Annotated in this window: 14 protein-coding genes; 11 read left to right on the top strand and 3 right to left on the bottom strand. The window is 52.6% G+C overall.

The features are described 5' to 3' along the window. Positions 1 to 4: 4 nt before the first annotated feature. Both PGL01S_RS08410 and spoVM read left to right on the top strand, forming a co-directional pair. On the top strand, positions 5 to 295 hold the full coding sequence (locus PGL01S_RS08410; protein WP_127493412.1) for a hypothetical protein: 291 nt from the start codon (positions 5 to 7) through the stop codon (positions 293 to 295). Positions 296 to 438: 143 nt separating this feature from the next. Continuing rightward, positions 439 to 519, top strand: a complete 81-nt coding sequence (gene spoVM / locus PGL01S_RS08405; protein ID WP_010345573.1) for a stage V sporulation protein SpoVM — start codon at positions 439 to 441, stop codon at positions 517 to 519. 398 nt (positions 520 to 917) lie between these two features. On the opposite strand, the gene rpmB is transcribed toward spoVM, so the two are convergent. Continuing rightward, positions 918 to 1,106 carry a 50S ribosomal protein L28 gene (gene rpmB, locus PGL01S_RS08400; protein ID WP_015845317.1) on the bottom strand — a complete coding sequence of 63 codons (189 nt, stop codon included), beginning with the start codon at positions 1,104 to 1,106 and terminating at the stop codon, positions 918 to 920. 302 nt (positions 1,107 to 1,408) lie between these two features. Here rpmB and PGL01S_RS08395 point away from each other — a divergent pair, with 302 nt between their 5' ends. The 5 genes from PGL01S_RS08395 (at position 1,409) to PGL01S_RS08375 (ending at position 6,946) form a co-directional block, all read left to right on the top strand. Continuing rightward, positions 1,409 to 1,768: an Asp23/Gls24 family envelope stress response protein gene (locus PGL01S_RS08395; RefSeq protein ID WP_015845316.1), complete on the top strand. Its 360-nt coding sequence runs from the start codon at positions 1,409 to 1,411 to the stop codon at positions 1,766 to 1,768. A 57-nt stretch (positions 1,769 to 1,825) separates the two neighbouring features. Beyond that, positions 1,826 to 3,640: a DAK2 domain-containing protein gene (gene fakA, locus PGL01S_RS08390; protein WP_127493410.1), complete on the top strand. Its 1,815-nt coding sequence runs from the start codon at positions 1,826 to 1,828 to the stop codon at positions 3,638 to 3,640. A 24-nt stretch (positions 3,641 to 3,664) separates the two neighbouring features. Beyond that, positions 3,665 to 4,519, top strand: coding sequence for a DegV family protein (fakB, locus tag PGL01S_RS08385; RefSeq protein ID WP_127493408.1), 855 nt, complete (start codon positions 3,665 to 3,667; stop codon positions 4,517 to 4,519). 11 nt (positions 4,520 to 4,530) lie between these two features. Continuing rightward, complete coding sequence (gene recG, locus PGL01S_RS08380) at positions 4,531 to 6,585, top strand: ATP-dependent DNA helicase RecG (RefSeq protein WP_127493406.1); 2,055 nt, start codon at positions 4,531 to 4,533, stop codon at positions 6,583 to 6,585. A gap of 73 nt (positions 6,586 to 6,658) precedes the next feature. Then, positions 6,659 to 6,946, top strand: a complete 288-nt coding sequence (locus PGL01S_RS08375; RefSeq protein WP_127493404.1) for a stage VI sporulation protein F — start codon at positions 6,659 to 6,661, stop codon at positions 6,944 to 6,946. Between the two features lie 284 nt (positions 6,947 to 7,230). Here PGL01S_RS08375 and PGL01S_RS08370 read toward each other — a convergent pair whose 3' ends face one another. Next, positions 7,231 to 7,929 (bottom strand): SOS response-associated peptidase, encoded by a 699-nt coding sequence (locus PGL01S_RS08370; protein WP_127493402.1) that lies wholly within the window; start codon positions 7,927 to 7,929, stop codon positions 7,231 to 7,233. Between the two features lie 126 nt (positions 7,930 to 8,055). On the opposite strand from PGL01S_RS08370, the gene PGL01S_RS08365 reads away from it, so the two are divergent. The 3 genes from PGL01S_RS08365 (at position 8,056) to PGL01S_RS08355 (ending at position 11,248) form a co-directional block, all read left to right on the top strand. Next, positions 8,056 to 9,348: a DUF2515 domain-containing protein gene (locus tag PGL01S_RS08365; RefSeq protein ID WP_127493400.1), complete on the top strand. Its 1,293-nt coding sequence runs from the start codon at positions 8,056 to 8,058 to the stop codon at positions 9,346 to 9,348. Positions 9,349 to 9,521: 173 nt separating this feature from the next. Then, positions 9,522 to 10,775 (top strand): DNA polymerase IV, encoded by a 1,254-nt coding sequence (locus PGL01S_RS08360; RefSeq protein ID WP_127493397.1) that lies wholly within the window; start codon positions 9,522 to 9,524, stop codon positions 10,773 to 10,775. Beyond that, positions 10,772 to 11,248 carry a YhjD family protein gene (locus PGL01S_RS08355; RefSeq protein ID WP_127493395.1) on the top strand — a complete coding sequence of 159 codons (477 nt, stop codon included), beginning with the start codon at positions 10,772 to 10,774 and terminating at the stop codon, positions 11,246 to 11,248. Before PGL01S_RS08360 ends, PGL01S_RS08355 begins: the two co-directional genes overlap by 4 nt. A 50-nt stretch (positions 11,249 to 11,298) precedes the next feature. Here the strand turns inward: PGL01S_RS08355 and PGL01S_RS08350 are convergent, their stop codons facing one another. Next, the gene (locus PGL01S_RS08350; protein ID WP_127493393.1) at positions 11,299 to 12,168 is read right to left on the bottom strand and encodes a helix-turn-helix domain-containing protein; all 870 of its coding nucleotides are present in this window, start codon (positions 12,166 to 12,168) and stop codon (positions 11,299 to 11,301) included. Between the two features lie 203 nt (positions 12,169 to 12,371). On the opposite strand from PGL01S_RS08350, the gene PGL01S_RS08345 reads away from it, so the two are divergent. Next, positions 12,372 to 13,235 (top strand): ABC transporter permease, encoded by an 864-nt coding sequence (locus tag PGL01S_RS08345; protein ID WP_236013223.1) that lies wholly within the window; start codon positions 12,372 to 12,374, stop codon positions 13,233 to 13,235.

Below are 13,235 nucleotides of genomic sequence, written 5' to 3'. Positions count from 1 at the left end.
GAGTGTGGATGAAGATTTCGAGTTAGAGGAAAGTATTTGGAAGAAACTGTTCTGGATCGCTTTTTACGCGATAACAGCAGGCGTTCTGCTAGGGCTTTTTACGGCCATCAGCTCGCCTATCAAGTACGTATTCTCCCTGGTGGCTCTTTTTATCGCCATTAAATGCTTTAAGCGCTTCTCTACCTGGGGACCGCGGATTTCCTTTATCGTTTCCGCAATAATCGTTTATTTCGCTACGGCTCTTGTCATCGCAATCGTGGTTTATATGCGGGATAATCCGATGCCGGCAGGCTAATAGAATACTAGCCGGCGCTTTGGAATAGGACAGCTTAGCATCGCATAGGATGGTTACATGAACGAAGGTTCGTGTAGCCATTTTTGCGTTTTCATTATTGGTACACATCCAATTTCGATGAGCGTGTCTGAGGAGGGATGGGCATGAAATTTTACACGATCAAACTGCCGAAATTTCTGGGCGGATTCGTAAAAGCAATATTGAATACCTTCCAAAAAAATTAGGTCCGATGCACGGCTTAACGAACGATCGTGGGCAAGGCGGAACGGTTTTGCAGTCTATAAGCAGCAACACGCGTTCCGATCCGTAGAATTCTAAGCGAGATTATAAAGGTGAACTTATGATCCTTAGAATTCAAGGCAGAACGGTCCGCCATTTAGTGCCGGCGGTAGGCGTTCCGATCCGGAGAGTGAAACGGCTCCACTATTTCCGTGTCAGAGGGCGGGTCGCATTCCGGAGAAATGAACAAAGAAAAAGCACCTGAGCTCAGGTGCTTTTTGTCTAAATATAAGAAAGTATAAACAAGTATACGACGCTTATATTTCATAGCGAAACGTTTGCTGCGCCGCCAGAATGACGGCGTCAGCCGTTTGCGCTAGACCGCTCGGTTGGAATCCGTCAATTAAACGCGAGTTACTTTGCCGGATTTCAGTGCACGTGTGCTGACATAAACGCGTTTCGGTTTGCCGTCTACCAAGATGCGAACCTTTTGCACGTTTACACCCCAAGAACGACGGTTTTTGTTGTTTGCGTGGGATACATGGTTGCCTGTACCAGGCGATTTACCAGTAATGAAACATTTGCGGGACATGAGTACACCTCCTTAAGGTTGTGCCGCAAGAAAGCGGGGCTTTCCTGCAAGCATGCGCTTAGAGTTTGCTTTTTGAGCCATTAGCTGCATTGTTAGCACAAGCTGTATTAAAAAATACCTGGGTCAAGCCTGCACATAAACATACTTGACTATCGTATCACAATTGTTGTGTATCAGCAACTTAAATGTACATGAAATGATGGATTTTGTCATCGTTTTTGCCTTGCGCCCTTCTATAATCAAGCGGTTTATAGTACAATAATCCTTAGTCCATATTATTTACGGTAAAGGAGTGTATTCCCATACCACTGCAGATTAAGAACGAGCTTGGACAGATAATTGTGAATGATGACTGCATTGCAGTGATTGCAGGCTCTGCAGCCATGGATTGTTATGGGCTTGTCGGGATGGCTTCCCGCAAACAGCTTAAGGATGGCATCGCCGAGCTGCTCGGCAGAGAGAACATGTCGAAGGGCGTCGAGGTACGCCGGGAGAATGAACAGCTTCATATTGAATTGCATATTATCGTAAGCTACGGCACGAAAATTTCCGAAGTCGCGCATAATATACAGAACAAGGTAAAATACGTCCTCAATGATGTAATTGGTCTTCAAGTGGACCAGGTCCATATATTTGTTCAAGACGTAAGGGTATCTACGTAGTCAATGCTTACGAAGTTAGAATTGCTTTTGCAATTCTTTTAGGAAGGGGAATTGTCGTTGAGTAAGCGCTCCATTAACGGATCTGATTTTACCGCCATGGCACTGCTCGGTGCGGAATATTTAGAAAGAAATGTAGACCGGGTTAATGCATTAAATGTGTTTCCGGTGCCAGACGGAGATACGGGTACGAACATGAATCTAACGATTGTCTCGGGGGTTCGTGAACTGCGGAACAAGCCATCCGACCATTTGGGAAAGGCAGCTGAAGCATTGTCCAAAGGACTTCTGATGGGGGCGAGGGGCAACTCGGGGGTTATTTTGTCCCAGTTATTCCGCGGCTTTGCCAAATCGCTCTCCAATCTGGAAGAGGCCGGGACTTTGCAGATTGCCGCCGCCTTCCAAAACGGCGTCGATATGGCTTACAAAGCAGTCGTGAAGCCAGTCGAAGGAACGATTCTTACGGTAGCAAGAGAAGCGGCCAAGCATGCCGTTCAGTATGCCCGCAGAACGAGTGATGTCGTTGAACTGATGCAAGAGATTCATGCGAAGGCAAATGAAGCGCTTCAGCGCACGCCGGATCTGCTGCCGGTATTGAAGCAGGTTGGCGTCGTTGATTCCGGCGGACAAGGTCTCGTCTTTATTTACGAGGGCTTTGTTCAGTATTTGACGCATAGCGGTACCATTCAGGAGAAGGTATTCGCATTCCCGTCCGAAGCGGCAGCACCGGAAGAAGTGGCTGCGGCGCAACCGGCTGCGGCGAACAGACCGTCGGCCGCCCTAAAACCGTCCGTGCCGGCATCCGCGCAATCGAAGCTGGCGACAGAGGATATCGAGTTCCTGTACGATATGGAATTCTTTATTAATCGCAAAATCAGCGGGAAACCTGCAGCGTTTTTTAATGAATACGCTTTCAAGAAGGCGCTTGAAAAAGACGGCGATTCGATTCTCGTTATTGCCGACGACGATATTATCAAAGTGCATGTCCATTCCCGCAAGCCTGGAGATGTATTGAATCTTGCCATGGCTTACGGCGAGCTGACGGACTTCCATATTCTGAATATGCGGGAACAGCACCGCGACCTGCTTGAGCATGAAGCGGCGGCTGAGCCTTTTGCACCGGTACCCGAGTACGCGCTGACCGGCGACATTTCGTCGACGGAGCTGCTGGCAGGACCGGCTGCGCAGGTGGTCGCGCCTGAGAAGCTGCATGAGCTTGCGCCATTTGGCATCGTTGCGGTTGCGCTTGGCGAAGGCATCGCCAACATTTTCCTCGGCAACGAGGTGGATATCGTATTGTCCGGGGGACAAACAATGAATCCGAGCACCGAGGATTTCGTGAACGCGATTGAATCGCTGCCGGCGGAGCATATTTACCTGCTGCCTAACAACAGCAACATTATTCTCGCGGCAGAGCAAGCCGCGGAGCTGAGCGGACGCCAGGTAACGGTTATTCCGACAAAAACGATTCCGCAGGGCCTGGCCGCGATTCTTGCCTTCAAGGAAGAGGAATCGGCGGAGCGCAACGCGGCATGGATGAAGAGCGCGGCGGAGCAGGTCGTATCCGGCCAAGTGACGCAGGCCGTACGGAATACGTCGATTGACGGCGTAGACATCCAAGAAGGCGACTATATGGGGATTAAAGAGAAGACGATTGTCTCCTCCAAGCCAACCCTGCTTGAGGCTTGCCAGCTGCTGATGGCGGCGATGGCCGAAGAGGGCGGCGAGCTTCTGACGATCCTGACCGGCGAGGATGCGAAGGAATCCGATACAGCCGAACTATGCGAATGGATCGAGGAGGCATACCCGGATGTTGAGCTTGAGGTTCATGCCGGCGGCCAGCCTTTATATCCATATTTGTTCGCTATGGAATAGCCATAATAAGTTGGGAGGGGACGTATGGGGAATATACGCATCGTGACCGACAGCGCATCGGACATTCCACTCGCGCTGAGGCAAGAGCTTGGCATTGAGATGGTTCCGCTGAAAATTCTGTTCGGGGAAGAGACTTACTATGATGCCGTTACGATTGATACGGAGCAGTTTTTCGAGAAGGTAGCGGCATCGCCGGCAATGCCTACTTCGTCCCAGCCATCGCCGATGGAGTATCAAGAGGTATACGAACGCATATTGCGGGAGGATCCCGGGGCGACGATTATTTCGATTCATTTGTCGGGCGCGGTCAGCGGAACTTACCAGTCGGCCGTTATCGCTAGCTCGATGATTGACGGAGACCCGGATATTACGGTTATCGATTCGAAAACAGCTTCTTACGCCTATGGCATGCGCGTTGTAGCAGCAGCCAAAATGGCCAGGGAAGGGGCTTCGAAAGAAGCGATTATGACCGAAATCGAGCGGATGAAGCGGGAAACGCAGCTGTATTTTCTCGTGGATACGCTTGAATATTTGCAAAGAGGAGGACGGATCGGCAAAGCTTCGGCTCTTATCGGATCTATTCTTAATATTAAGCCGATCCTGTCGCTCGACAAAGAAGGCTACGTGTATGCCGTAGATAAAATGCGCGGTACGAAAAAAGCAATGGCGCGGATTATGGATATGCTTGGCGATGCCTGCGGCCAGGATCCGGTTATTGTAACAATCGCCTGGAACACGAATAAGGAAGCTGCTCTGGAATTCCTCGAGCTGATTAAAGCCCGCTTCAATGTTCAAGGGGTTGAATACGCAACCGTCGGTGCCGTAATCGGAACCCATGTGGGTCCCGGCACGATGGCTGTGTTCATGCGCAGAGTGTGAGGTAGAGAACAATGACGCTGGAACAGTATTCGGTCCGGCAAATTAAAGGCGTGAGCGCTCCGAAGGAAGAAGAGCTTCACGCCTTTGGCGTTCAGACAGTCGCCGATTTGCTGGATTATTTTCCATTTCGATACGAAGATTACCGCATCCGGGAGCTTGCCGAGATCAAAGACGGCGAGAAGGTGACCGTGCAGGGAACGATTCGCGGAAACGGGATTTTGCAGCGGTACGGCAAAAACAAATCGCGCCTGACTTGCAAAATCGAGGTTAACCATATGCTGGTGACGGCTGTCTGGTTTAACCGTCATTTTCTGCAAAATCAGCTGACGCCGGGCAGAGAAATTATGCTGACGGGCAAATGGGAGCAGCAGCGCCTGCAAATGACCGTGTCGGAATCCGAATTTGCGGACAAGTCTGCCGGCATGGTGAAGTCGGGCACGCTTCAGCCGGTTTATTCCGTGGGCGGAGGGATTACGCAGGCCTGGATGCGCAAGACGATCAAGCAGGCACTCCTTCAGTACGGCTCCATGATTGAGGAGGTGCTGCCGCATGAGCTTGTCGAGCGCCACGGGCTTATGGCAAGGCGGGATGCCGTGCAGCGGATCCACGATCCGGGAGAGGTTAAGGAAGGTCTCGAAGCCCGCCGGCGGATGGTCTATGAGGAGCTGTTTCTTTTTCAACTGAAGCTGCAGGCTTACCGTTCTTTAACGCGGAAACGCGGGGACGGCATTGTTCATCAGGTGAACGGGGAGACGATCCGCAACTTTGCGGCTACGCTTCCTTTCGAGCTGACGGACGGCCAGAAGAAGGTTGTTAACGAGATTATGTCGGATATGCGCCAACCGGCGGCGATGAACCGCCTGCTGCAAGGGGATGTCGGATCCGGCAAAACGGTCGTTGCGGCTATTGCGCTGTATTGCACGATCAAAGCCGGCCATCAGGGGGCTCTAATGGTGCCGACGGAGATTCTGGCCGAGCAGCATTTGCGCTCGCTGCAGAAGCTGTTTGCGGACACGGGCATAGAGGTCGCTCTCCTGACGGGCAGCTTGACGGAGAAGAAGCGCCGCGATGTGCTTGCCGGGCTGCAGATGGGCATGATCGATATTCTTGTCGGCACGCATGCGCTTATTCAGGACGATGTCTTTTTCCGCAGCCTGGGGCTAGTTGTGGTGGACGAGCAGCACCGCTTCGGGGTGAACCAGCGGAGTATTTTGCGCCGCAAAGGGCTGAATCCCGACGTGCTGACGATGACGGCCACTCCAATCCCGAGAACGCTGGCCATTACGGCGTTCGGGGATATGGATGTGTCCACGATCAAGGAGCGTCCGCACGGCCGTAAAGCCATTAAGACGTATTGGGTGAAGCATGACATGATGGACCGCGTTCTTGGTTTTATCCGGCGCGAGGTTGGAGAGGGACGCCAGGCGTACGTCATCTGTCCGCTGATCGAGGAGTCGGACAAGTTGGATGTGCAAAATGCGATTGATTTGTACGTGCAAATGCAGCAGGCTTTCCCGGATTTGAAGGTGGGGCTCCTGCATGGCCGGCTGTCGGCTTCCGAGAAGGAAGAGGTGATGCGCGCGTTTGGCGCCAACGAGACGCAGCTGCTGGTTGCCACAACGGTTGTTGAGGTTGGCGTCGACGTTCCGAACGCCACGCTTATCATTATCATGGACGCGGAGCGGTTCGGGCTTTCCCAGCTGCATCAGCTGCGCGGGCGCGTCGGGCGCGGGGAGCATCAGTCGTTCTGCGTGCTCGTGGCGGATCCGAAGTCGGAGAACGGACGCGAGCGGATGAAGGTGATGACGGAGACCAACGACGGCTTTGAGGTGTCTCGCCGGGATCTGGAGCTGCGGGGACCGGGGGATTTCTTCGGGACGAAGCAAAGCGGCCTGCCGGAGTTCAAGATCGCGGATATGGCAGCGGATTACGAGATGCTGGAGCTTGCCCGCGACGATGCGGCGGAGCTTGCCGGACGGGATGATTTCTGGACGAATCCGACCTTTGAACGGATGCGTGTCCAACTGCTGAAGGATCAAATTTTTCAAGGGGAACAGCTCGACTAAGCAATATCTTCCCTCTTACGGCATATAGTTAAACGATCGAATCATCGGAATGCCGGATGGAGGTGTAAGGCTGGTGAGTTACCAAAAGTACGGCATTCGGCCGCAATTGGTCGAACGCGTCAAATTCAAACTAAAAAATCCGGTCGTTAAGGACCGGATACGGCTGTTGCTGGGCAATGTCACGAAGTATGATCTGCAGGACCGGGTAAAGGTGCGGAAGCTGGTGAAATCAGCGACTTCTATTTTACAGGAACCGCTGACGGATATTCAGGAAGAACAGATTATCGATTTTGTCCTTGCGCAAAAAATAGATCCAAACAACACCTTCCATTTGCTGAAGCTATGGGGGATGTTCCGCTGACCGCTTTGCGGTCGGCTTTTTTTTATTTTCTGATTTGGTGTTCAATACCCGGTGAGTTCCTTTTTTTCGTTTGATGATGCTAGGTTGGATTATTTACAGTAAAATCGGGCTGGAATGAAGAGACTTTGATGCTACGTTGGATTATCTACAGTAAAATCTCTTGATTTGGCTTCTTATCGCCGAAATGCGCTGATTATCCTGTACGCAATCCAATGTAGATCCCATTCAAGGGGGTGATTGCCGTCATATGCTGCATGAATTCCAATGTAGCATTTAAAAGCTATCTACCACAGATGCAGCTGGCCGCCCGGGGTTACCGGTTCGATGCATTCGGCGGTGTCATTCTTGACGCTCCCGACTGCTTGGGATACCGGATAGGCTTCGAGCTCTTCCGCCGCATACGGCAGGAAAAGACGCTGCAAGGCCTGCGGATCCTGCACGGTCCGGTCGAGCCAGAAGGGCTCGTCCTCCTGGCGCAAAATCACGGGCATCCGGTCGTGGATCGGGGCCATCAGCTCGTTGGGAGAGGTCGTCATAATGGTACAGGTGCTGACGGTGGTTGTGCCGTCCGGCGCAAGCCACGACTCATATAGACCCGCCATGCTGAAGATGGAGCGGTCCTTGCGGACAATACGCATCGGCTGCTTGCCGCCGTCCGTCTTTTTCCATTCGTAGAAGCCGTCTGCCGGGATCAGGCAGCGCTTGCGGCGGAGCGGCGTCTTGAAGGCCGGCTTCTCGGCGGCTGTCTCGGAGCGGGCATTGAGCATTTTATTGCCGATCTTCGGATCGTCCGCCCAAGGCGGAACAAGCCCCCACTGCAGCTCGCCCAGCCGGTTGCGCTGACCGTCATTAATAATGGCAAGCACCTGCTGGCCAGGCGCCACGTTATATTTGGGACGATGGTAAGGCACCTTCGTCTCGCCGATCATATAACGAATCATCAGCTCCTCGAGCGATACGGTGATGGTATATCTTCCGCACATGGCCAGTCCTCCTAAAAAGTTTTTTGGGAAAGCATATGCTTCACGCCCGTTCTTTGCTTTTTATTATGCATGAACAGGCGGCCTGACGGCAAATACTTGTGTTACCAGGATAGAGGAGGGCGGTCGATGTTAAGCAGGGGGAGAGGGCGCGGCCGCTTCGGACTACGGCTTCGCAAAATCAAACAGTTCTTTTCTCTGCCTGCCGCCGCATGGGATTACGCGGTGGGCAAATGGCATGGCCTCGAGGCTTCGCATGAGATGCTGGCGGAAGCAGCTCCGCTGCAGCTTGCCGAGGATGCGGTCGCCGAGCTGGAGGGAGAATGGCGGAAGCTGGAGGAGCAGCAGGCGGAGCAGGTGACCGGCGAATGGAGCGGGCAAGAGAAAATCCTTATCGAACGGATTCGGGCGGAGACCTCCCGTCTGAACCGCAATAACGTGACGCGGACGGAAGCCTACCGGTTGATGTATCAACGGCATCCGGAGCTGCACTGGGCGATGCTGGCCCATCTCGTATCCCGCAACGGCGGGTGGAATATGACGGATCTGGCAGGCGAATGGCTGCCGCAGCTGCTCCCGGGCGATAAGCGCCAGTCGGTCTTCTTGCTGCTAGAGCATGCGAATACGTTTATTTTTGGCGATGCTTATCCGCAGCTGCTGCTCTACGAGGAAAGCGTACGCGTGCAGCGTCCGTTGTTTCATCTACTTCCGGCCTTTGGGATAACACGGTTTATGAAGCCGGTATGGGAGCAATTCTGGCGAAGACGCGATTCCGTGCCTCTAACGGTGGCGCTTATTGTGAACGAGCAGCATTTCATTGAGCAGCGGGTAGTACAGGACGATTACTTCCGCAAAAACGTGCTCGACACCCTCTTCTTCGGCATGCAGTCGCTGCTGCAGCTGAACGCGGTGATGTTCCCGTATCATACCGAAGGAGAACGCGAGCTTCGGCTGGCCGGATTAATCATGGAGGATTTCGACGATCTGTCCGAACGGATCGAATTCGGCAAATCATTGTATGCGATATTGTTCGGCGTACCCCGGGTACGGGGAGGGGCGCTGGCTTTTTCGGCGAATGCGCGCCATACCGGGTCAAGGGCGGACTATGCCCCGCATCTGTTCGCCCGGGTACGCCGGGAGCCGCCCACAGCGCTGTACAAGGAGCGATTGTTAGGCGGCAAGCTTCTGCCGGGAGCCGCGCCTCTCTACAGCCCGGAGCTTCGCGATGCCTGGGCGAACCAGGAGCTCGAGACCGCGAAGCGGGAAGACTGGTTCGGCTCGGCTGACGGCATCCTGCCGTATTTCCGAAAGCTGAAGCTCCCCCGCAGCTTCGAGTTGACGAACGAATACGGCCTGCTGCTGAACAAAATTGAGCTTGCCGTGCTTGCTGCCCAGCAGCTGAGGCAGGAGGGGCATCCTTGAAAACGAAAAGAAGCCTGATGTTCCAATCGGAACTTCAGGCTTCTTTTTCACGGCATATTTATCTCTGCCCTAACTGTTTGAAATTACCTTTAAATATCCCTTGCATAGCGAACATACATTCGGTATATAATAATATACGAACATACTTTCGCATTTGCATTGGAGTGGGGATTATGGAACGTGTCATTATGCTGATTGACTGCCAGTCGTTCTACGCGTCCGTCGAGAAGGCGGCGCATCCCGAATATAAGAACGATCCGGTCGTTGTGGCCGGCGATCCTTCGAGGCGTTCGGGCATTATTCTGGCAGCTTGTCCGCTTGCGAAGCAGTACGGCGTGACAACCGCCGAGACCCTTGGCGAGGCGCTGGGCAAATGTCCGCACCTCGTCATTATCAAGCCGAGGATGCAAGCTTATATCGATGTCTCGCTAATGATTACCGACATTTTTCGTTCGTTTACCGATCTGGTGGAGCCCTTCTCCATCGACGAACAGTTCCTGGACGTTACCGGTTCCTTGTCTTACTTCGGCTCTCCCGAAGAAATTGCAACGCAGATCCAGACCAAGATTATGCTCTACACCGGCGTATGGGCCCGGGTAGGCATCAGCTCCAACAAGATTCTGGCCAAGATGGCCACGGATATTTGGGCGAAAAAAAACGATACGGGCCAGTTCACTCTTCCGAAATCCGAGGTGGAATCTTTATTATGGCCGCTTCCCGTGAACAAAATGTTTGGCGTCGGCTCGCGGATGACCGCGCATTTCCAGCGGATGGGGATCTCGACGATCGGAGATCTCGGCCGTCTTCCCCTCCCGGAATTCAAGCGCAGGCTGCAGGCGCGGATGGGCCGCAACAGCGATATTCAGGCAGAGCTGTTCTGGCAGACGGCAAACGGCATCGACCCGAGCCCGGTCAAGCCAAGCACCCATGACGCGCAGAAAGCGGTCGGTCACCAGATGACGCTTCCCAGGGATTACAGTAAGCCGCAGGAGATCGACGTTGTTCTGCTGGAACTTAGCGAGGAGGTATGCCGCCGCAGCCGCGCCAAGGGTTATATGGGCAGCGTAATCGCAGCAGGCGCGCAGGGCGCGGATTTCGACCGTCCGACCGGTTTCTTCCGCCAGATGACGGTACCCGATCCGACGAATATTACGAAGGAAGTATTCGCTGCGGCGCGCACGTTATTTTACGCCCATTGGGACCGGCTCCCCGTCCGCAAGCTTGGCGTGACCCTATCGAAGCTGGTACCCGACGACCAGTATCAGCTGACCCTGTTCGGAAACAGGGAGAAGGAAAGAAAGCTGGATCGCGTCACGGACGCGATCCGCCATAAATTCGGAACGACCTCGATTCTCCGGGCGTCCTCGCTGCTTGAATCAGCCCAGGCCCGTGAGCGCAGCGTCAAAATTGGAGGACACTATAAATGAGCAAGAAACTGGAAGGAAACGGCCGCTGGGAATCCAGCCGTATGATGCTGCCTGAGCACCGGGAGCAATATTTAGAACGGCGCGAGCCGTCCAAAGCCTCCGGACCTGTCCCCGTCCCAAGCAAAGAGGAGCTTGAGCTTATCCGCGATTACGTGCTGCTCCCCATGATGCTGACGATCGTAGATAAGAACTGCAAGGAAATCGAGCTGTCCTTCTACTCCATGAAGCAGCTCTTTATGAAAGCCTCGCGCGTCTTAATGGGGCATATTCACAATGATCTGACCGCTGTCCGCAAAGCGCTTAAGGAGCGCAATATCCGGGTCTTTCTCGAGGAGAGCGACAGCGAGCATGGAGCGATTCATTACAAGTTCGTCTGCCGAGGCTATGAGGACCGCTTCTCCATGATTCGCGACGCGGCCCGCGCCGAGATTAGCGTCCGCATCGCCAAATATATTTCCACGATGTTTAAGTGAACCTTCGGAAGCACCGTCCGCTGCACGCAGCGCGGTGTTTTTTTGTGGGGTTAATTAAACTGCTCCCTGCGGTACACCTTCGGAGACATCCCGTAAACCTTGGTGAACTGGCGGGTGAAATAGTTGCTGTCGTTAAATCCGCTTTTATACGAAACTTCCGTAATCGGGACATGGGTTGTCTTAAGCAAATTGCACGCATGCTCCAGGCGGAGGCGCAGAAGATAGGCAAAGGGCGTCGTTTGATAATAGGACTGAAAAATCCGGTTTAAGTGCCTTACCGAAATATCCGATTTCTCGGCAATCTGCTCACGCGTAAGCGGCTCAAGATAGTGGTCTTCCATAAAGGAAATCGCATTCGCCAAATGCATCAGATTTCCTTGGATCCCTTGCTGGCCCTGAGTCTGATATTGCCTGGACAAATAAACGACAAGCTCCATGAAACGTGAACGCAGCATAGTCTGATAGCCCTGAAGCTTGTCCGCGTATTCCTCAATCATAAAGGCGACGAGGGAGGATACGTATTCCAGGCCCGGGATCGGCAAGCTGAGTTTGCTGCTGAAGGACTGGATATTCCGATAAAACGGTTCCAGGACGAACAACGCCCGGAAGCCGTTGGAGGATCGCAGATCGGGACCGGCTGATGCAAGGATGTCCGGACGGTACATGATGTTGCAGATCCGGAAATCATGGGGATCCTTGTAGGCATGAGAGGCAGCGCCGTCAATAACAAAGACATCCCCCTTCTTAATAAACGAAGCTTCGGTGTTTACGATATGAGTAGCATTTCCGTTCAAAACGATAACGAGCTCGGAAAAATCCATGTGATCGTGAAGATACATGTCCTCGTCATGCCCGCCATATCCGATATAGAACAGAAATTGCTCGTCGGAGGTAAACCAATTTAAATGGACGCTTGTCATAAGACTTAAAACTCCCCTCAAAAACATGACGTAAGCTAGTTTGATGTCCTAATCATGCTATTTTAAGACCCTAAAATCAAGGATTAGGTCTAATTTGCTCCATTATAATGCTAAGTGAACAAGAAAAACAGCAGAGGAGTGGTGCGGATTTGTCCGTCATAAGCATTTGGCAGCGCATTGTCCGGCAGCGGTATCTTTATTACATGTCGGTCCCTTTTGTCATTTTTGTTTTTGTATTCAGTTATATGCCGTTATGGGGCTGGACGATGGCTTTCCAGCAATTTCGGGTAGGGAAGTCCTTCTTCGACCAGAAGTGGGTCGGCTTTGATAACTTCCGGATGTTATTTCAGGATGATCAATTTTTTAATGCGCTGCGAAACACCTTGGCGATGAGTTTTATGGGGCTCATTGCGAGCTTTACGATTCCGATCCTCTTCGCCGTTCTGTTGAACGAGGTCCGTATTTCGTTTCTGAAACGCTTCGTACAGACGGTTTCCTATCTGCCGCATTTTGTCTCCTGGGTGGTTGTTGCGGGGATTGTGACGAAGATGCTTTCAGCGGAGAATGGCGTTGTGAATCAAATCTTGGTAGGCCTGCATCTCATTCATGAGCCGATTCAGTTTATGGCCAAGGAAAATTTGTTCTGGTACCTGGTGACGAGCGCGGATATTTGGAAGGAAACCGGCTGGAACGCCATTATCTATCTGGCCGCCATTGCCGGGATTGGTCCGGAGCTCTACGAGGCAGCCCGTGTTGACGGTGCAAGCAGGTTGAAGCAGATTTGGCATATTACGCTGCCGGGTATTCGTTCCACGATTATTATTTTGCTGATTATGTCAATCGGACATCTGATAAGCATCGGGTTCGAGAAGCAGTTTCTCCTCGGGAACAGTCTGGTAAAAGAGAAATCCGAAGTTCTTGACCTGTATGCCCTTAACTACGGACTGGGAATGGGACGTTATTCCTTCGGCACCGCAATTAACATTTTCAACTCCGTGGTAAGTCTGATCCTGCTATTCGTCGCGAACGGCATTTTCAAGAAGATCACCAAAGAAAGCATTATGTAA

The organism is Paenibacillus glycanilyticus NBRC 16618, from assembly GCF_004000805.1.
Taxonomy (GTDB): domain Bacteria; phylum Bacillota; class Bacilli; order Paenibacillales; family Paenibacillaceae; genus Pristimantibacillus; species Pristimantibacillus glycanilyticus.
The sequence above is the reverse complement of the archived record's forward strand: the minus strand, read 5'-3'. Positions and strand labels throughout refer to the sequence as shown.